Raw genomic sequence first — 19,033 nt, 5'->3', positions numbered from 1 at the left:
ACACGCCCTCGGCGGGACCGGGCGAGGCCCATGGGGAAACGTCTTGGATATCGCCCCTTTGGATCACGGGACCGGCCTAGGCGTGGCACGATGAGATGATCCGACCGGGGAGCATGGGCATGCTGGTAGTTACTGGCCAAGGCCGTGAGCGGTCGCTGGCCGAGCGATTGAACGCGTTATTCGCGATGGTGCTGCGGACCGATGCTCGCGGTCGGCAACGCGAGTACTCGACCGCGGAAGTGGCCAAGGCCGTCACCGCCGACCCGTCGCATTCCGAAACGCTGTCGCGCAGTTACCTCGCGATGCTGCGCAACGGGTCGCAGGCCAATCCGACTCTGAGTGTGCTGGAGAGCCTGGCCAAGTTCTTCGACGACCACCGCGAACCGGGATCTGCTCCGATCACCATCCACGCGCTGGTCGCCGAGGAGGACCCCGAGGACGAGCTGTTGCGCCAGCGACTCGCCAGCCACCAGGTGCGGGCGATCGCGATGAGGGCGGGCGCGATGACTCCGGCCATGCGGGAGCAGCTGCTCAAGATGATCGAAGTCTTCGACGGGGACGGTGCCCCTGATACCGGCACCGGGACATGAGAAAGGGCAACGTGGCCGTCCGCGAACGCGAGCTCCGCCGCTACTGCAAACGCCTCTTGCGTCAGCTCGACATCCAGCCTCCCCTGCGGGTGGACGAGTTGTGCCGCAGGCTCGGTGAACACCGCGGCAAACCGATCCGGCTGATTCCCTGGGCCCTGCCGATTCCCGGACCGTTCGGACTGTGGATGTCCCGGCCCGCCGAGGAGAACATCTTCTACCAGGCGGAAACCACCCGCGTGCACCAGGACCACATCATCCTGCACGAGATCGGGCACATCCTCGCCGACCACCAGGACGGCGCGACCGAGGGCGAGGACCTCCCGGGCCTGGGCCCCGACTACCCGCGTGACTCGATCACACGCGGCTTCCGCCGCACCAGCTACAGCGAGGACTACGAACGCGAGGCCGAACTGGTCGCGACGATCATCCAGGAGTGGGCTGTCGTCATCGACTACGCCACCCCCCGCGTCCCGGAGGACTCCACGCTGGAGCCGCTGAGTTCGGCCCTGAACCCGCGTTGGGGGTGGACGTAGTCTTCCAGCAACCAGTGACCGTCATGCTGGTCATCGGGTCGGTATGGAAGATGATCGACCTGGCACGGGCTCCGCACGACCGGGTACTGCGCGTCCTGGTCGTCTGCCTGCTCCTGCTGACCGCCGGCGAGATCCTCAGCTTCCCCGAAGCCGGCCGCGCGCTCGACACGTACACCACCGTGGGTGTCGGCAAGGTCGCCTTCAACGCCATCTACATGTCCGGCCTGGCCGCCCTCATCCTCTTCTTCATCTCCTCCACACGAGGGGCCCGCGCCAGGTACCGGCGCCAGCTGCGCGCCAACACCGGCCTGCTCGCCGGTGTCGTCGTCGCGCTGGTCCTGTGCATGATCGCCACACCCCCGGCCCTGCGCGGCCACACCCTGAGCACCCCGGACATGGCGCGGCCCACCATCGCCTGCTTCTACATCGTCGGAAACGCCTACTTCCTCTACGCCTATCTGACCTCGGGCTGGTGGGCCCTGCGCTACGCCCGCATGGCGACCCGCTACCTGGCGCTCGGTCTGCGGATCACCGCGGTCGGCCTGTCCGCGCTGGCGATCACCTCGGTCAACCGGGTCGTCTGGGTCTTCCTGCGCATCCACGACCCCGGGGCGTACCAGACGTTCAACACCGTGAACTGGTCGCTGAACGACTGGGCCATGGGCATCGTCCTGGTCGGCATCAGCTATTCGGCCGCCGTGCAACTCGTCATGCACCAGCGGTCGGTGCTCCACCACCGCCGGATGTACCACGAGCTCACCCCGCTGTGGACGGCACTCGCCGGGGCCTATCCCGAGCTGGTCCTGAACAGTGACCCCGCCGGGGCCAGGTGGAGCCGGTTCAGGCTCCGCCGTACCCACGAGCGGTTCTACCGCAGGCTCATCGAGTGCCGCGACGGACTGGTGCGCCTGAGCCCCTATCTGGCGCGCGTCGCCCCCGGGGTCGACCTGGCCCGTGGCCCGGCCGACCAGCTCGCCCGGCACATCGCGCAGGCGCTGACGCTGAAGCCGGCCGCCGAGGACCCCGATACGGCGCTGCCCGCCGCGCGTATCGCGTTCCCCGCCGGCAACGACCTGGGCGACGACGCCCGGGAGCTCATCGCCATCTCCCAAGCCTATGCAAGAGGACATCGTGAACAAGGTTCTGATCAGCGCTGACCACGTCATCACCGGGCCCGCCGACCGGGTGATCACCCGGGGCGCCGTGCTCGTGGAAGGCGGCTCGATCACCGCTGTCGGTACCGCCGCCGAACTGGACACGTCGGTGGAGCCGGAAGTGCCGCGACTGGCCTGTCCCGGGGCGACCCTGCTGCCCGGGCTGATCGACTGCCACGTCCACCTCGCCTTCGACGCCGGCCCGGACCCCCTCCGCGCCGTCGCGGAGGCCGACCCCGGCGAACTCGCCACCGCCATGGCGGACCGCGCGGAACAGATGCTGGCCGCCGGCGTGACGACCGTCCGGGACCTCGGCGACCGCGACGCGCTCACCGTGACGCTCCGCGACGCCATAGCGGCCGGGACGGCGACCGGGCCGCGCGTCCTCGCCGCGACCGCGCCCCTCACCTCGCACGGCGGCCACTGCGGGTTCCTCGGCGGCGAAGTCACCACCGACGACGAGATCCGCGCCCGAATCGCCCGCAACGCGGAGCAGGGCGCGGACCTGATCAAGGTGATGGCCTCCGGCGGGGCCCTCACCCCGGGCGGCCCGCGCATGTGGCAACCGCAGTTCACCCGGGACCAATTGCGCCTGATCGTCGACGAGGCCGCCCGGTACGGCCTGGGGGTGGCCGCGCACGCCCATGGCACCGACACCATCGAGCACTGTGTGACGGCCGGTGTCCGCACGCTGGAGCACTGCTCCTGGCGCACTGCCGAGGGCATCGTCTACGACCCCCCGACCGCCCGCCGGATCGTCGAGAACGACATCGCCGTCTGCCGCTGCGTGTCCGGCGACTGGCGGCTCTTCCTGGAACAGATGGGCCCCGAGCGGGCCGAGGCGATGGCCGGGGTCATCCGGGACATGCGCAAGGAAGGCGTCCGCTTCATCGCCGGTACCGACGCGGGGGTGCCGGGGGCCCGGTTCGGCGACTACGTCGGGATGCTCGAGTTCTTCTCGTCCCTCGATTTCAGCCATGCCGAGATCCTGGACATGGCGACGGTCCACGCCGCCCACGCGCTCGGGCTGACCGACACCGGCACGATCGCCCCCGGCATGCGCGCCGACCTGATCGTCGTCGACGGGAATCCGCTGGAGAGCCTGGACTCCCTGCGGGCGATCCGGCACGTCCTCACGGCAGGCCGACCCATCGGCATGTGAGAAGGCCCGGACGGCGCCCGGGCCCTCGATACCGGTCCGGCGCGTGCGCGGCGGCGCGCCCGGCTCGCGTCCGCCCTTCCTCCGGGGCGTATACGAGCCGGGCTCCGGCCGGGCGGACCCGTCCGGATCAGGAAGTGGACGCGTAGCGACCGGCGGGCCGCGGCAGTCCGAGACGGCCACGCAGGGTCCTGGCTCCGTAGGAGGTGCGGAAGACCCCGCGTCGCCGCAGCTCGGGCACCAGGCCCCGGGTGATGCCCGTCAGGTCGTGGGGAAGGGCACCGGGCCGCAGCCGGAAGCCGTCCAGCCCCGCCTCCCGCCGATCGAGCAGCAGATCGGCCAGCTCGCCCGGCGTACCGGTGAAGATCTCCGCGTCCGAGGCGAGGAGGGCGCCGCCGAGCTCGTCCAGGTGCTGCTTGCGCCGCGCGGCCCGGCCGGGTTCGTCGTCCAGGAACACGAGCAGGTCCGCGAAGGCCAGGAGCGGTTCGTCCACCGGCCGCCGGACCGCGTGCCTCGCCTCCGCCACCTCGCCGAGCCGGTGCGTGGTGTCCGCACGGGAGTGCGGCGTGATGAAGACGACGTCGGCTCCGCGCGCCGCGAGTTCGTACGGTGTACGGGCGTGCGCCAGCACGGCGACCAGGGGCTGGCCCTGCGGAGGACGCGGCGTGATCGACGGGCCGCGCACGCTGAGGTGCTGCCCCTCGAAATCGATGGGGTGGACCCCGGCGTCGCCGATGGAGCGCCCCGTCGCCACGTCGCGGATCTCCGCGTCGTCCTCCCGGCTGTCCCAGAGCCGGCGCACGATCTCGACCACCTCGGTGGCCTCGTCGAACAGCGGACGCAGCCGCTGGGAGATCAGCCGCTCGTCCAGGACGTCCTCCGCCGTCACAGCCGGGGTCGTACGGCGGCCGAAGAGGGCGGCATCGGCCGCGCGGGACGACAACTGCGGCCGCCAGCCGGCCCGCCCGCGGCTCGCGTGGTCGAGGGCGGCGATGCCGGTGGAGAGATGGAACGGTTCGGTGTGGGTGACGTTCGTGGTGGGGACCAGCCCGATGTACGAGGTCAGCGGCGCGACCCTGGCCGCCAGCAGGACCGCGTCCAAGGCGCCCCTGACCTGGTCGGTCCGGTCGTCGGGCAGGTGGAAGGAGGCGGTCTGGAGGCCGAGGGGGTCCTCGAAGGTGACGAAGTCGAGCAGGCCGCGTTCGGCCTCGGTGACCAGATCGGCCCAGTAACGGGCGGTGAAGAGCTCGGCGGGCCGCGCGTCGGTCGCGCGCCAAGCAGCCGGATGCCAGCCGGCGCCGTCCAGCGCGACGGCGAGGTGAAGCGGGGTCACGGGGTCTCCTTCCCGGCGTGTCCGTCGGTGCCCGAGCGTCCGGCCCGTGCGGTGCGGGCCTGTTCCAGGCCGAGGTGGTCCCGGAGCGTGGTACCGGTGTACTCCGCGCGGAACACGCCCTTCTCCTGGAGGAGCGGCACCACCCGGTCCACCAGATCGGCCAGGCCGCCCGAAGGGAGGTGCGGGACGAAGACGAAGCCGTCGGCTGCACCGGTCTGCACGGACTCGTCGATGGAGTCCGCCACCTGGCGCGCAGTGCCGACGAACGTCGGCCGTCCGGTGACCTCGATGACCAGCTCGCGGATGCTCAGCCCGCGTTCTTCGGCGATCTCCCGCCACCGGCGGACGGTGGCGCCCCTGCGGTACCGCGTGGGCCCGTGGGTGATCTCCGCGTCGGGCAGCGGGTCGATGTCGGGCAGCGGCCCGTCGGGGTCGTACCCCGACAGGTCCCGGCCCCAGACCGCCTCCAGCCGTGCGATCGCGGTCTGCGGCCCGATTCGGGCCCGGCTGATCTCGGCCGCGTGTTCGGCCGCTTCCTCGGACGTGTCGCCCAGAGCGTAGGTGGCGGGAGGGAGGATCTTCAGTTCCCCGGGAACGCGGCCGTATGCGGCGAGCCTGCCTTTGACGTCCTGGTAGAAGGCGCGGCCGTCCTCCAGGCCGCCGTGGTCGCCGAGGACGACATCGGCGTGGGACGCCGCGAACACCCGTTCCTCGGGGGAGTCACCCGAGTGGATGATCACCGGATGCCCCTGCGGCCCGCGCGGCGTGCCGAACCGTCCGGAGATGTCGAAGTGCTCACCCCGGTGCGCGAACCGGCCCGCCCCGGCCTGTATGAACGCACCGGCCTCCGCGTCGGCCCGCACATCACCGGGGCGCCAGCTGTCCCACAGCTCGCGCGCGGCCCGGAGGAACTCGGCGGCGCGGGTGTGCCGGTCGGCAGGATCGAGGAAGCTGCCGCGCCGGAAGTTCCCACCGGTGAACGCGGAGTGGCCGGAGACCACGTGCCAGGCGGCGCGGCCGTCGCTGAGGTGATCGAGCGTCGCCAGCCGCCGCGCGACCTCGTACGGCTCGTTGAACGTGGAGTCGACCGTCGCGGCCAGTCCCAGCCGGGTGGTGACGGCGGCGAGCGCGCTGAGAACGGTGAGCGACTCGGCGGCCCTGAGCACCTCATCGGGGTCGTGGACGTGCCCCTCGCCCCCGCTCGGCCGCGGCTCCTCGGAGAGGAGGAGGAAGTCGAACCGGCCGCGTTCGGCCGTCTGTGCCAGCCGGGCGAGAGAGTCGAATGCGAACCGGGTCCGAGAACTCGGATCCGCCCGGGCGGTGGTGTGTTGTACGGGGGGGAGTTGCGCGGCGAGATGTATCTGTTTCACGGGCACGACGTATCGCCTCCTGTGACAGTGGAATCGGGGCGCCGGCTTGTACCGGCTCTCGGCCGGAACGGGACTCGCTTTCAGTGCCCGGCGCTGAAGGGGTGACGGTCACGAGAACAGTCGATTGCTGCCGGTACGCATGTCGCCCCCGTGTTCTCCGCTTCGGGAAACAGCCGTGCGTAAGCCTTCGCTCCCGCTGTCGGCCGAAGGGTGAAAGGCGCGCGGGTCGCATTCTCGTTCCGTACAAGGTGATAGGCGTGCGTTGATGTGCGTGTTCCATCGGTTCCATGGGCCCCACGGCGGAGGGTATTCGTCCATGAGAACCGCGGTTGTTACCGGAGTGGATTGCCGATGTTTCGAGGGCGCCATTCATGCTGACCGGTTCGGCGCCCTTGTGAGAGTTCTTCCGGCCTCCCCTCGGGGCCTCAGCTCGTACACCGCTGGTGAGTCGAATCGGCCGGACATCGGAATCTCCGGAAGATCACCCGATGAATCCTGCTGTGGTCGAAGGTGCCACGCAAGCCCCGTCAATGAACTGTTCACAATCAGAAGACGCGGGCCGGGAGGACCAACGCGCGCGGGGTGACGGCGCGTTCTTCCGTCAGGCGGCTCAGCCCGTGGGCGGCGACGCGAGAGGACGGCGACGCGAGAGGACGGCGTATCGCTCGGCCGGTTTCGGCACCGTACCGAAGCCGGCCCCGCGCGTGCCGTCAGCCACGGCGGAGTCCGGGCGGAGTCCCGCGGGCCGGGGCCCGGCAAGGCAAGCGCCGGCACCTGACCCCGGTCCGCCGCACCGGCCTGCCCTTGGGGGTGCCCCTGTCGCCCGCCGTACGGCCCCGCGGCCAGGGCCGGCGCCCCGACGGGTCCGGGTGCGGGTCTCGGCGCCGTCACGATCGCGCGCGTGACCGTAAATCGATTGATCTTTCCGGTGGCCGAGGACGTACATTTGTGCCCGCACACGACGATTCCGCGTGAACTCCGATGAGTGAACACCGCGCGGGGGGAGCGTCGTTCACCCATCCAAGAGGGAAGCTGTTTTTCTGATGCGCCGAATCACTCTTCGCCGTACCGCCGTGGCCGCCGGGGCCGTTTCGATGGCCCTGCTCGTCAGTGCCTGTGGCTCCGGGGACACCGCCGCGAAGGACGAGTCCAAGGGCCAGGAGTCCGCGGCCGCCCCGGCAGCCAAGGCCCTGTCGCAGGCCGAGCTCGACAAGCTGGTCCTGACCAAGGCCGACCTGCCGGACCACATGGTCGCCGAAGTCACCAAGGCCGAGCTCGCCGCCTCCGCGTCCGCCACCGGCGACAAGACGGAGTGCAAGCCGCTGGTCGACGTGATGGCGATGCGCGGCGCCGGTACGCCCGGTGCCACCGCGACGCGCAAGCTGGTCGCCGTGCCCAAGCCGCCGGCGGAGGACGCCTCACCGGAGGAGAAGCTCCAGGCCGGCCTCGGGGCGCTCGGAGCCACGAGCACGGTCGACACCCTGGGCACGTACGACGGTCAGGGCGCCGCCGACGCGTTCGCCGCCCTGAAGAAGGCGGGCGCGGACTGCGCCGCAGGCGTCACGGTGACGACCGGCGGCGAGAAGATGAAGATCACGAAGGTGGAGACCGCCGCCTACACCGCGGGTGACGAGGCCGTCGCCTTCACCCTCGGCATGGACCTCGAAGGTGAGACCCTGAAGACCCAGCTGGTGGCGGTGCGCAAGGGCGGCACGGTCGCCACGTTCTACGCCCAGAGCCTCGCCGGTACCGCCCAGCAGCCGAAGGCCGTCATCGACGCCCAGCTGAAGAAGCTCGGCTGAGCCTTCCCGGTCCTTCCGGTGTCTCGGACACCCGGAGCCGCCCGGCCGGTGGCCCCGGGTGCCAGGTCGGGGGCCGGCCATCAGTGAACCGGTCCCGGTGCCCGGGGCCACCCGCGGCCGACGGGGCCCCTGAGCACCGGCGGCAGCGGGACCGGCGCCCGCTCAGGACGACGGGCGCCGCTGGTCGTTGCTGTCCTGCCGCAGCTGGTCGGTCTCACGGGTGATGTCGTCGATGCGGGCGGCGAGCTCCGGGTGGCTGCGCCGCAGATGCGGGCGCGTGCCGGTCAGGGGGCCGACCAGACGGGCGGCGTCGTCGTCGGCGAGCGCCCGCGTGAGGTCGTCCATCGGCGGAACCGCTTCGGCGGGCAGGTCGGTGAGGGACGTGATCTGCCCGGCGAGCCGGCGCAGGTCGGCGGCGTTGCGGCGGGCCCAGGCCGTCACGGTCCGGTTGGCGGCTCGCCGGTCGCGGGTGGCCTTCACACGCTGCTCGCCGGTCGTGCCCGCGGTCCCCGGGCGCAGCCGCAGGTAGCGGCGTTCGGCGGCCTGGCGGCTGGTGACGCCGAGAGGCGGGGCCAGGTCGGCCCAGCTCGCGCCGGCCTCCCGGGCCGCCTCGATGAGGTGCGTCTCCCATCCCGCGAGCTGATGGCGCACCTCACGCAGGAGCAGGAGGGCGGCGAGCGCCTCGTCCGGCGACGTCCCGGCCGCCCCCGAGCCGGGCTGCTCATCGGTCTCCGGCGCTTCCCCGGTGTCCCCGTCGCGGACGACACGCACAGCCTCGGCGATGGTTCTCAGCGCCGACACGGCGGTGGGCAGGGAGACCCGCGCGGGCCGCGCCGACCACCCGGCCGCCGTCGCCCCGGGCGCCGGACTCTCCGATCGGTTCGGCAGCGGGTTCCGCTCGTCTGCTTCAGGCACTCGCACTCCCTGTTGTCATCCTTTCGACGACATCCTGTTTGTCATCGCGTGGACGACATGCTACAACGGATGGCAGGTGAAGCGCATTGGCAGTCACTGCCCGACCGACTGGAGGTGTTTCGCGATGTTGATGCGCACCGACCCCTTCCGCGAGCTCGACCGGCTCACCCAGCAGCTCCTCGGCGCCTCCGGAACCTGGTCGAGGCCGTCGACGATGCCGATGGACGCCTATCGCGAAGGCGACGTCTACGTGGTGGCCTTCGACCTTCCCGGCGTCGACCCGGACGCGATCGATGTGGACGTCGAACGGAACATGCTGACCGTGAAGGCGGAGCGCCGGCCGACGCCCAAGGCGGAGGGCGTGCAGATGGAGCTCTCCGAGCGGCCCCTGGGCGCCTTCTCCCGCCAGATCGTGCTGGCCGACACGCTCGATGTCGAGAACATCCGGGCCGACTACAGCGCGGGTGTCCTCACCCTGCGCATTCCGATCGCCGAGCGAGCGAAGCCCCGCAAGATCGCCATCGGCACCAGGGGCGACGAGCGCAGGCAGATCAGCGGCTGATCGAACCACGCACCGTGCGTCGCGGAGGGCGAGGTCTCGCTCCCGTCCTCCGCGCGCCGTAAGGGGCAGCGCGATGCACATGAGATGGGAAGCGTTCCTGGACGCCGTCCAGGAGCGCGGCGAGTACTCGTCGCAGCAGGAGGCGGAGCGGGCCGCCCGCGTCGTCCTGGCCCTGCTGGGAGCACATCTGGTGGGCCGGGAGAGGGCCGAACTGGCCGCCCGCCTCCCTGAGACGTTCGCCCTGATCCTGCTCAACCCGCTCAAGGCCGCCGAGCCGCTGGACCCGGAGCGCTTCGTCCGGGCCACCGCCGCCTGGATCGAGGGAGCGACCGAGGAGACCGCCACCTGGGACACCGGCGCTGTCCTCAGCGTGGTGGCCGACGCCGCGGGCGAAGAGCTTATCCGCAGTGTCCTGCTCCAGCTGCCACCGGGCTACGACCTGCTCTTCGGTCGCCCTCAGCCCATATGACCGGTCCGGTAGGTCCGGGCCATGACTTGCCCGGACCACCCGGACCACCCGGCTCATCCGGACCACCCGGCTCACGCGGCCGCGGACGCCGGCCTCGGAACCCCCCGGGCCCGTCGGCGCCCCCCCCCGGAGGCACCCGCCCACGCGCCGGGACGGTCCCGGGGCGGGACGCCCCGCCCCGGGACCGTCCCCGGCCGCCCCGTCAGAAGTTGCCGTAGTTGACCTGCCAGGTGGGCAGACCCAGACGGCGCCAGACGGCGACCACCCGGTCCCGGTCGTCGAGCGAGACGCGAACCGCGTACCGATGGCGCACATGCCGGTCGAAGAGCTCGGCCTTCACGACATCGTCACGGCGCCCGTCCCCGGCGGCGCGCATCCACAACTCGTCGTAGGGGACCTCGTGCCGCCTCAGCCATGCCTCGGTCATCTCGCGGTGTTCCTCGCCGCGGCCCGAGAGCAGGACGACGACATCGCCGTCGGCTCGCCGGAAGGAGCACAGGGCCCCGCGCACCGACACGTTGAGCAGGTCCTCGTCGCAGCGGCTGAAGTCGAAGGGGCCCCGGTCGCCCCGGATGGCGAGCGTGCCGTCGATGTCGCACATGACGGCCGAAGGGAGCGCCGGATCCGCCGTGTACGGCTCCACAGACGGCTGGTCGTTCAACCACTCCCCGGTGAGCCTCCAGCCGCCCTTCCTCGCCCTGGTGTGCTTGTCCGCCAGGATCCGGATGATCTCCTCGCCGACCGTCCGCTCCCGCTCGGCATCGCGCCGTACGCACTCCTCCACCGGTACGTCGGTGAAGTCGTGGACCACGAAAGCGGCTTCACCGCCGACCGCGGCCTTGAGGCGCTTGGGGATGTGCGGCGTCAGATGCGTGTTGTCCACGACCACGTCGAAGCCGCCGTCGACCGCGGCGCGCACGGCCGCGTCCTGGATCGCCAGCACGGTCTGCTCGTGCGCGTGCGACCGGCCCCGGTCCGGCGACGGGACGTCGAGCATGGTCCGCAGGTCGTCGAGGTTCACCCGCCGCATCCGGCCCTCGGACTCCGCCTGCAGTCTGCGCGCGGCGGTCGTCTTGCCCGAGGCCGGAAGCCCCGTCATGACGTGTACTACGGGCACGGTCGGTTCTCCTCGTCGGTCTTGAACGGATCAGAAGCGTCCGGTCGGAGGGAACGGTACGTCACGAGCTCGGTCGGGCGCCCGTCCAGGCGCAGGAACATCGCCGGCCGCAGGGCGGGGTCGGGCAGCGCCCTGACCGCACGGGCGAAGGCGGCCCGGTCGCCGGTGAAAGGCGCGAGGGAGCGGAACGCCTCGTCGATCGCCCGCTCGTGGTCGGCCACGTCCTTCTCGATCTGGGCGACCACCTCGCGCACCCAGGCGTCGAACTCGTCGGGCACCTGCTCCAGGAGCGCGTCGAGCGGCTTGCCCCCGGACGCCTCGACGTCCGCCGTGGAGCAGCCGAGCGCCTGGGCCGTCTGCCGGGCGGGGAGTCCGGAGAAGCGCTGGATGCCGTGGCCCCGCCAGATGTCCCGCTCGGTGACGCCGGTGAGCACCTTGTGCAGCCGTACGTACTCCGCGAGCTTGGCCTTGGCCCGCACGCCCGACGCGAAGCGCAGCACGAAACCCTCCGCGTCGGTGCCCGTCGCGGCCCGCCCTCCGGGGAGCCGGTTCGACTCGGCCAGTGCGAGCAGCTCGGCAAGGGGCATGGCGGGCCATACGGTGACGACCGAGCCGATGCCCTCCCAGGCAGGCGCCGCCCGCGCCAGCGGCACCTCCGTACCGTTGCGGGCGAACGCGGCGAGGAGCACGAGGTCGCGGCGGTCGCCGTAGTCCACGACGATGCGGTTCTGCGGGTACAGGATCTCGGCCAGGTAGGTCACCCCGGGGACCAGGGCCGTGGTGTCCTTGCCGTCGAGCAGGCGCTGGGCCCACCTGGCCTGCGCGCTGATGAACGACCCCTTGGACGCGACCCGCCATCGGCCGGCGTAGTGGAAGACGACCGCCAGGCTGCCGTCGACCTTGTCGTAGACCTCGAACGGTTCCTCCGGGAGGGCGGGCGCGTACGGCTGCCCGGCCCCGTGCTCCCCGACATTGAAGAACTTCGGCAGCGGAAGCGCCACTATCTCGCCCGTGGCGTCGTCGGCCACCAGGCCACGGCAACGCGTGGTCACACGGTTCCACACACGTTCGAACTGGCACGTCCTGGTGTACGTGTAGATCGACAGCGGCAGCTCCGGGTGGGGCTTGCGCGTGACGTGTCCCGCGTCGAGAGCGGCTGACAACTCCTGCGGCGGCAGCAGCTCGTGGAGAGTCAGGTACGCCTGGCTCATGTGGTCCTCCCCGTCGGTGACTGTGATTGTCACGTGCGGGGGGCGTCCGTGGACAGCGAATTAGAGCCTTCGTTCGGATCTTGCCGGGATGCGAGGCGCAGCGGCGAGTCGTCCGTCGGGGTGTCCGTGACCGGACTCCTCCGCCGCTTCCGTCCGGTGTTCCGTCGTGACCTCCCGGCCGGCCGCGTGGGGGCGCGCCCGCGCGACCCGCCGGGGGGCGGCCGACCGTGTGATCCGGCCACCCGCGCCGGACGACACGCCCACCTCCGCCCTGTGTCGCACCCTGCTTCGCAGGGCCGTACTTCCGCCGTAACGGCCCCTTTTGACCAGGGCCCGAGGCGCCGCGAGTTCCGGACATCGGCAGTTGATGATCGTTGCTCTCTGGTGGTGAACGGTTCCGCCGTGTAGCGTCTTTCCCAGATGTCGTGGTTCGCAGTACCTGCCCGCGCTCCGGCGTGGGCGTCTTGCTGTTGCAGTGCCTGAGGACCAGGGCGATCACCTCCGGGTCCGCGCGGTGCGGATCCGATATCGACTGAGAGGGCACCAGCATGGCCAGCGGAACCGTCAAGTGGTTCAACTCGGAAAAGGGCTTCGGCTTCATCGCGCAGGACGGCGGCGGTCCGGACGTCTTCGCGCACTACTCCAACATCAACTCGTCCGGCTTCCGTGAGCTCCAGGAAGGCCAGACCGTGACCTTCGACATCACCCAGGGCCAGAAGGGCCCGCAGGCGGAGAACATCACCGTCGCCTGATCCGGGTAGTGGTTCGGCCGGGCCCCCGGAGCATGCGCTCCGGGGGCCCGGTGCGTGCGGGCCCTCGCCGGTCAACCAGGGTCGGACGCCACCCGCAGGACGAGCAGCGCGATGTCGTCCGTGCGCTGCTCGGCGGGACGCAGCTGCGTCAGGAGCGTGGTGATGAGGCGGTTCAGGTCGCGGTCGTCGGCGACGGTGAGACGGTGCGCGAGCTCTCCGATCGACTCGTCGATGTCGGTCCCCGGTGTCTCCACGAGTCCGTCGGTGTAGAGGGCGAGCAACAGCCCCGGAGTGAGGGGAATCGCGGTGACCGGGTAGACGGCGTCGGGGACGATGCCCAGCAGCGGTCCTGGAGGGACGTCGAGCGGGCCGGCCGGCCGGCCGGGAGCCCGCACGACCGGCGGCGGGTGACCGGCGCTGGCGAACGTCGCATGACCTCGGGCCAGGTCGAGATGGGCGTAGAGACAGCTGGTGAACAGGCCGGGGTCGAGGCCGTTGAGGAGCTGGTTGGTCCGGGCGAGGACCTGATCGGGTGACGCGCCGGCGGAGGCGTGGGCGAGCACTCCGGTGCGGACCTGGCCCATGAGCGCGGCGGCGGCGACATTGTGTCCCTGGACGTCTCCGATGACGGCCGCAGCGGCGGTGTCGCCGAGCCGGATCAGGTCGTAGAAGTCGCCCCCGATGTCCATGCCGTGGGTGGCGGGCAGGTAGCGGGCGGCGACGTTCAGGCCGGTGACGTCGGGCAGTGTGTGCGGCAGCAGTGCCTGCTGGAGCCCGTGGGCGAGCTGGTGCTTGGTGTCGTACAGCCGGGCGCGGTCGAGGGCCTGGGCGACCAGCCCGGCGAGCGACGTCATCACGGCACGCTCCTCGGCCGAGAACGTATGCGGCCGGTCGTAGGTCAGGACGCAACAGCCGACCGGACGCCCGGAGATGATCAGCGGCAGGAAGGCCCACGCCTGTTTGCCGCTGGCGAGCGGAGCCTCGGGATGGATCCGCCGCATCTCCTGGGCGTCGGCGAAGAACGACGGGATGCCGCTGGTCAAGGCCTGTCCGGCGGGAGTGAAGGTGGTGTCGAGCGGAAGGCCGTCGAGGCGCTCGACGGCCTCGTCGGAGTAGCCGCGGTGGCCGGTGATGCGCAGTCGGCCCGCGTCGGCGGCGGAGAGGACCAGGCCGTCGGCGCCGAAGGCCGGCATGATCTGGTCGGCGATCAGATCGACCACGTCCCGCACCCCGACGACCTCGGTCAGCGCGGCGGCCAGGTGCATGAGCTGGTAGAGCTGTCCGGCGCGGGCGGGAGTCGCGGCTGCCGTGGACCGCCGGGAGGCAGGGACGGGCGGGGGCTGCCCGCCCGCGGGAACGATACGGACGCTGATGCCGCTGGCGTCCGGGTAGAGATGGAAGTCCAGCCATGTGTCGGGCGGGCGACAGGCGGTGAAGGCGACGGACTCGCGGCTGATCACGGCGGCCCGGTAGCGGTCCTCGTACGTGGGCTCGTCGAGCCAGGGCAGGGACCGCCACGGCAGTGTCCCCAGCAGCTGGTCGGCGTCCCGGCCCAGCAGTTCGGCGGCACCGTCGGTGAGAAACGTGATGCGCCCTTCGAGGTCGAGTGCGAGGGAGCCGCCCGGCAGGCGCTCCGAGAAGTCCGCGGCGGCCAGCGCCGGGCTGGTGAGCCGCCGGCCGGTGTTGACGGGGAGGACGCGGGGGCCGCCGTCCGGGGCCGACGGCTTCCCGGGTCCGGCGGACTCCTCCAGCAGCCGGGCCAGGCCCCGGCAACTGGAGGTGATGTGCCCCTGCTCCCGCCGGGTGATGTGCGGCGGCCGGGTGGCCGGCCACATCAGCAGCAGTGAGCCCCACCGCCGGACGCCGCTGACCGGTGCGGCGGCGAGTGCGACGGGATAGGGCAGCGCCATCGCCGTGCGGGGGTAGGAACGGGCCATCTCCTCCTGGTTGCCCAGCCAGATCATGCGGTTCTCGCGGACCGCGTCCGCGACGGGGGCCGGAGCGGCCAGCGGAACCCTCGCCCAGGGGGCGGCGAACTCGGCCGGAGCCCCGCAGAGCACCGCCAGGTGCAGTACCTGCCCGTCCGCCGCGAGCAGATAGAGCGCCCCGATGGTGGCACCGGCCCTGCGTACCGTCTCGGCCAGCGCGGAATCCACCCCGCCGGTGTCCACGGCCGGACCACCCGTTCCGGTCACGAAGTACCTCCAGCGTCGCAGGGCGTGGCGGGCCCGGAGGGTGCGGGCGGAGCTCTCCCTCGCGCGCCCCTCCGACGGAGTGGTGCTGCGTGCAACCATTTTCATCGTAAATCTCCTTTGCGGGATTCACGACGGATGCACTCTTTGCGGGCGCAGGGCGCAGGGCGCAGGGCGCAGGGTGCGGGGGAGCGGGGCGGGAGGCGGGAGACGGCGGCGCGGTTCCCGCCGGGCGGACCGCCCCTCGGTCTCCCTCGTGTCTCCGTCACCGGCCCGCGGCGAGGCGCGGCACCAGGACGCGGACCGGCGCGGCTCGGCCCCATCAGGGCGTGAGCCGAGGCGAGTCCCCCGGAAGTCCGCTCCGGTTCAGGACGCCGCTCTCCGCTGTCGGGACGCCCGTCGCGGTGAGCCGAAGGCGCTTTCCGGCGTTCGTGCGCGACCCCTTTACGGGTCTGTCATGCACCGGTAACTTCCGGGATGAAATTGCTTGCAGCAACTTTCCGAACGACCTTCCAGTGATGGGCCGGCTGACCGCTCCGAGGCGCGTCAGAGCAGCAGTCGGTGAGGACGGGCGCTCGTCGAGCGCCGGTCCTGTCGGCGAGTTGTGGCGCCCGCGCGCCACGGCCCTTCTCCAGGAGAGATGGATGAAACGCACTTCTCCACGGCTGCCGGGACGCCCCCTGGCGGCAGTCGTAGCGGTCGGCGCCCTGTTCGGCCTGCTGGCGGCGGTGCCCCCCGGCACCGGCCCGTCGACCGCGCCCGTGGCGGCGGCGGACACCACGGCCACGGTCTTCTACTACACGAAGACGAAGAACTGGGCGCAGTACAACCTGCATTACGCCCCCGACGGCGGATCGTGGACGACCGTGCCGGGTGTGCGCATGGAGGCCGCCTGTACCGACTGGGTGAAACAGACCGTCACCCTGGGCTCGGCGGGGGGATTCGAAGCCGCCTTCAACAACGGCTCGGGCGTCTGGGACAACAACGCCGGCAAGAACTACGACCTGGGTACGGGCGACATCACCGTCAAGGACGGTGTGATCGCCCACTCCGCCCCGTGCGGCGGAGACGGCGATCCCGGCCCGACGCCCACGCCGAGCCCCGGGAACCAGGCGTCCGTCTACTACTCCACGGAGGCTCTGGGCTGGTCCACGGTCAATCTCCACTACCAGCCCGCCGGAGGAGCGTGGACCGCGGTCCCCGGCACCGGCATGGAAGCCGCGTGCACCGGCTGGTGGAAGAGGACCGTGGACCTCGCGTCGGCCGCCACCATGAAGGCCGCCTTCAACAACGGGAACGGCACCTGGGACAACAACAAGGGCGCCGACTACGTGCTCACCGCGGGTACCAGCACGGTGAGGAACAACACCGTCACCAAGGACGCCCAGGACCCGTGCGCCGGTGAGGCGCCCGACACCCAGGCACCGACCGTGCCCGCCAAGGTCACCGCGAAGGCCGACGGCGTGGCGGTCGTCCTGTCCTGGGAGCCGTCCACCGACGACAAGGGCGTCACCCGGTACCAGGTGACCCGGACCGGCGGTACCCGCGGCACGACCGTGACCGACGTCGGCTCCACCGTCCTCACCGACTCCGGCCTGGAGGAGAGGACGGCCTACACGTACACCGTGAAGGCCGTGGACGCGGCCGGGAACGTCTCCGCCGCCTCGGCCGCCGCCGGCGCCACCACCGGCGAGAAGCCGACGACCCCCGCCGCCGGCAAGCCCCTGGGCACCGACCCGCGCAAGGACCCCGTCTACTTCGTCCTGACCGCCCGGTTCAACGACGGCGACACCTCGAACAACCGTGGCGGCAGCCAGCACGGGAAGTCCGGCAACGCGACGAACAACGACCCCATGTTCCGCGGCGACTTCAAGGGCCTCGTCCAGAAGCTGGACTACATCAAGGGTCTCGGATTCTCCGCCGTGTGGATCACGCCGGTGGTGCTCAACCGTTCGGACTACGACTACCACGGCTACCACGGCTACGACTTCTACCGGGTCGACCCGCGCCTGGAGTCGGCCGGAGCCTCCTACCAGGACCTGATCGACGCCGCCCACGCCAAGGGCATGAAGATCTACCAGGACGTCGTCTACAACCATTCGTCCCGCTGGGGGGCCAAGGGCCTGTACACGCCGACCGTCTACGGCGTGCGGGACAAGGACTGGTCCTGGTACTACGACGAGAAGCAGCCCGGGTTCGAGTACGACGGTCTGACCATCGATCCGAAGACCGGTAAGTCGTACTACAACGGTGATCTGTGGTCGACGGCGGAGCCTTCCGGCAACACCTGCGTCGACTGGGGCCAGCCGACCCGGTGGACGTCACCCGAGGGCTACCGCATCCACAACTGCCAGTGGCCCAGCCCCACCTCGGGGATGTTCCCCAAAGCGCTCTACCACCAGTGCTGGATCGGGAACTGGGAGGGCGAGGACTCCCGCTCCTGCTGGCTGCACGACGATCTCGCCGACCTCAACACCGAGAGCGCCCAGGTGCAGAACTACCTGATCGGCGCGTACAACAAGTACATCGACATGGGGGTGGACGGCTTCCGGGTCGACACGGCCGTGCACATCCCCCGGACCACCTGGAACCGCCGCTTCCTGCCCGCCATCCAGGAGCGCGTCGCCCAGCAGCACGGCGCCGAGGCCGCCAAGAACTTCTTCGTGTTCGGAGAGGTGGCCGCCTTCGTCAACGACAAGTGGAACCGCGGGTCGGTCAACCACTCCGCGCAGTTCTTCACCTGGAAAGAGCGCAAGGAGTACAGCGCCGACGACGAGAAGGCCGCGCTGGAGATGTACGACCACGAGCAGCAGGCTGGCACGTCGAACCAGCCGACGTCCACCAACGCGTGCCTCGACGGCAACGACTACCACGCCCCGGACCACAGCAGGTTCTCCGGGATGAACGTCATCGACATGCGCATGCACATGAACTTCGGGGACGCGTCGAACGCCTTCCACAACGGGAAGGACTCCGACGACAGCTACAACGACGCCACGTACAACGTCGTCTACGTCGACAGCCATGACTACGGCCCCAACAAGGGCGCGGAACGCTATGCGGGCGGCACCGACGCCTGGGCCGAGAACATGTCGCTGATGTGGACCTTCCGCGGCATCCCGACGCTCTACTACGGATCCGAGATCGAGTTCCAGAAGGGCAAGAAGATCGACTGCGGTCCCACCTGTCCCCTGGCCACCACCGGCCGCGCCTATTTCGGCGACCATGTGGCCGGAGACGTCAAGGCGTCCGAGTTCTCCAAGGTCGACTCCGCCACCGGCGCGGTGGCGTCCACGCTCCAGCAGCCGCTTGTCCGGCATGTGCAGCGGCTCAACGAGATCCGCCGCGCGATCCCCGCCCTCCAGATGGGGCAGTACTCCACCGAGGGCATCCAGGGCGACATGGCGTTCAAGCGCCGTTACACCAGCGGCGCCACGGACAGCTTCGCCCTGGTCACCGTCACCCACGCCGCCACCTACACCGGCATCCCCAACGGCACCTACACCGACGCCGTCACCGGCGACAAGCAGGTCGTCACGGGCGGCACCCTCAAGGTCGTCGCCCCCGGCAAGGGGAACCTGCGCGTCTACGTGCTGAACGGCACCGGCAGGATCGGCGCCGCCGGCACGTACCTGAAGTAGCACCCTGTCGCCGCCCGGACGCGCACACCGCGGCGGGGCACCACGTCCCGGGGCGGTCGCCATCGCCGCCCCGGGACACCGGGCGAGAGCGCGTCAGCAGCCGGCGCGGCCGCATCCGCCGTCGGGGACGCCACGGGTCGACGCCGGCGTACATGCCGTGACCCGGGCGGCGACCGGGCGGCGACCGGGTGGCGGTGGGGAACACGGGCGGATCCCATGACGTTGGGCCGGGT

15 protein-coding genes are annotated in these 19,033 nt (G+C 71.0%); 9 read left to right on the top strand and 6 right to left on the bottom strand.

Annotated elements, in window-relative coordinates:
- The first annotated feature begins 119 nt into the window (after positions 1 to 119).
- The 4 genes from PUR26_RS11970 to PUR26_RS11955 are packed head-to-tail and all read left to right on the top strand — an operon-like array spanning position 120 to position 3,439.
- Positions 120 to 590, top strand: a complete 471-nt coding sequence (locus PUR26_RS11970) for a hypothetical protein (protein WP_329871903.1) — start codon at positions 120 to 122, stop codon at positions 588 to 590.
- Positions 587 to 1,123 carry a hypothetical protein gene (locus PUR26_RS11965; RefSeq protein ID WP_329871901.1) on the top strand — a complete coding sequence of 179 codons (537 nt, stop codon included), beginning with the start codon at positions 587 to 589 and terminating at the stop codon, positions 1,121 to 1,123. Before PUR26_RS11970 ends, PUR26_RS11965 begins: the two co-directional genes overlap by 4 nt.
- Before the next feature lie 23 nt (positions 1,124 to 1,146).
- On the top strand, positions 1,147 to 2,280 hold the full coding sequence (locus PUR26_RS11960) for an MAB_1171c family putative transporter (protein WP_329871900.1): 1,134 nt from the start codon (positions 1,147 to 1,149) through the stop codon (positions 2,278 to 2,280).
- Positions 2,255 to 3,439 (top strand): amidohydrolase family protein, encoded by a 1,185-nt coding sequence (locus PUR26_RS11955; protein ID WP_329871899.1) that lies wholly within the window; start codon positions 2,255 to 2,257, stop codon positions 3,437 to 3,439. Before PUR26_RS11960 ends, PUR26_RS11955 begins: the two co-directional genes overlap by 26 nt.
- A 127-nt stretch (positions 3,440 to 3,566) precedes the next feature.
- Here PUR26_RS11955 and PUR26_RS11950 read toward each other — a convergent pair whose 3' ends face one another.
- Positions 3,567 to 4,769 carry an LLM class flavin-dependent oxidoreductase gene (locus PUR26_RS11950; RefSeq protein WP_329871896.1) on the bottom strand — a complete coding sequence of 401 codons (1,203 nt, stop codon included), beginning with the start codon at positions 4,767 to 4,769 and terminating at the stop codon, positions 3,567 to 3,569.
- Positions 4,766 to 6,139, bottom strand: a complete 1,374-nt coding sequence (locus tag PUR26_RS11945; protein ID WP_329871895.1) for an NtaA/DmoA family FMN-dependent monooxygenase — start codon at positions 6,137 to 6,139, stop codon at positions 4,766 to 4,768. The genes PUR26_RS11950 and PUR26_RS11945 overlap by 4 nt, the downstream gene beginning before the upstream one ends.
- Positions 6,140 to 7,182: 1,043 nt before the next feature.
- Between PUR26_RS11945 and PUR26_RS11940 the strand changes: the two genes are divergently transcribed.
- Entirely contained in the window at positions 7,183 to 7,941 is a 759-nt protein-coding gene (locus PUR26_RS11940; protein ID WP_329871893.1) for a hypothetical protein, read from the top strand.
- 162 nt (positions 7,942 to 8,103) lie between these two features.
- Here the strand turns inward: PUR26_RS11940 and PUR26_RS11935 are convergent, their stop codons facing one another.
- Positions 8,104 to 8,754, bottom strand: a complete 651-nt coding sequence (locus PUR26_RS11935) for a type III effector protein (RefSeq protein ID WP_329872014.1) — start codon at positions 8,752 to 8,754, stop codon at positions 8,104 to 8,106.
- Positions 8,755 to 8,980: 226 nt separating this feature from the next.
- On the opposite strand from PUR26_RS11935, the gene PUR26_RS11930 reads away from it, so the two are divergent.
- Positions 8,981 to 9,418 (top strand): Hsp20/alpha crystallin family protein, encoded by a 438-nt coding sequence (locus PUR26_RS11930; RefSeq protein ID WP_329871891.1) that lies wholly within the window; start codon positions 8,981 to 8,983, stop codon positions 9,416 to 9,418.
- A gap of 73 nt (positions 9,419 to 9,491) precedes the next feature.
- Positions 9,492 to 9,887: a DUF2267 domain-containing protein gene (locus PUR26_RS11925; protein WP_329871889.1), complete on the top strand. Its 396-nt coding sequence runs from the start codon at positions 9,492 to 9,494 to the stop codon at positions 9,885 to 9,887.
- Positions 9,888 to 10,089: 202 nt separating this feature from the next.
- Here PUR26_RS11925 and PUR26_RS11920 read toward each other — a convergent pair whose 3' ends face one another.
- Both PUR26_RS11920 and PUR26_RS11915 read right to left on the bottom strand, forming a co-directional pair.
- Positions 10,090 to 11,004: a phosphatase domain-containing protein gene (locus tag PUR26_RS11920; protein ID WP_329871887.1), complete on the bottom strand. Its 915-nt coding sequence runs from the start codon at positions 11,002 to 11,004 to the stop codon at positions 10,090 to 10,092.
- The gene (locus tag PUR26_RS11915) at positions 10,995 to 12,248 is read right to left on the bottom strand and encodes an RNA ligase (RefSeq protein WP_329871886.1); all 1,254 of its coding nucleotides are present in this window, start codon (positions 12,246 to 12,248) and stop codon (positions 10,995 to 10,997) included. The genes PUR26_RS11920 and PUR26_RS11915 overlap by 10 nt, the downstream gene beginning before the upstream one ends.
- A gap of 515 nt (positions 12,249 to 12,763) precedes the next feature.
- On the opposite strand from PUR26_RS11915, the gene PUR26_RS11910 reads away from it, so the two are divergent.
- The gene (locus PUR26_RS11910) at positions 12,764 to 12,967 is read left to right on the top strand and encodes a cold-shock protein (protein ID WP_329871885.1); all 204 of its coding nucleotides are present in this window, start codon (positions 12,764 to 12,766) and stop codon (positions 12,965 to 12,967) included.
- A gap of 71 nt (positions 12,968 to 13,038) precedes the next feature.
- Here PUR26_RS11910 and PUR26_RS11905 read toward each other — a convergent pair whose 3' ends face one another.
- The gene (locus PUR26_RS11905; protein ID WP_443077050.1) at positions 13,039 to 15,162 is read right to left on the bottom strand and encodes a SpoIIE family protein phosphatase; all 2,124 of its coding nucleotides are present in this window, start codon (positions 15,160 to 15,162) and stop codon (positions 13,039 to 13,041) included.
- Between the two features lie 641 nt (positions 15,163 to 15,803).
- On the opposite strand from PUR26_RS11905, the gene PUR26_RS11900 reads away from it, so the two are divergent.
- Positions 15,804 to 18,800, top strand: coding sequence for a carbohydrate binding domain-containing protein (locus PUR26_RS11900; protein WP_329871881.1), 2,997 nt, complete (start codon positions 15,804 to 15,806; stop codon positions 18,798 to 18,800).
- Positions 18,801 to 19,033 lie beyond the last annotated feature (233 nt).

This window comes from Streptomyces sp. SP18CS02 (genome assembly GCF_036322365.1).
Lineage (GTDB): Bacteria > Actinomycetota > Actinomycetes > Streptomycetales > Streptomycetaceae > Streptomyces.
This window is presented reverse-complemented; position numbering and strand designations above follow the sequence as displayed.

Coding starts and splice junctions, on each gene's coding strand:
- PUR26_RS11960 (WP_329871900.1), top strand. CDS start 1,147: ATGCTGGTCATCGGGTCGGTATGGAAGATGATCGACCTGGCACGGGCT.
- PUR26_RS11910 (WP_329871885.1), top strand. CDS start 12,764: ATGGCCAGCGGAACCGTCAAGTGGTTCAACTCGGAAAAGGGCTTCGGC.
- PUR26_RS11930 (WP_329871891.1), top strand. CDS start 8,981: ATGTTGATGCGCACCGACCCCTTCCGCGAGCTCGACCGGCTCACCCAG.
- PUR26_RS11965 (WP_329871901.1), top strand. CDS start 587: ATGAGAAAGGGCAACGTGGCCGTCCGCGAACGCGAGCTCCGCCGCTAC.
- PUR26_RS11900 (WP_329871881.1), top strand. CDS start 15,804: ATGAAACGCACTTCTCCACGGCTGCCGGGACGCCCCCTGGCGGCAGTC.
- PUR26_RS11925 (WP_329871889.1), top strand. CDS start 9,492: ATGCACATGAGATGGGAAGCGTTCCTGGACGCCGTCCAGGAGCGCGGC.
- PUR26_RS11970 (WP_329871903.1), top strand. CDS start 120: ATGCTGGTAGTTACTGGCCAAGGCCGTGAGCGGTCGCTGGCCGAGCGA.
- PUR26_RS11940 (WP_329871893.1), top strand. CDS start 7,183: ATGCGCCGAATCACTCTTCGCCGTACCGCCGTGGCCGCCGGGGCCGTT.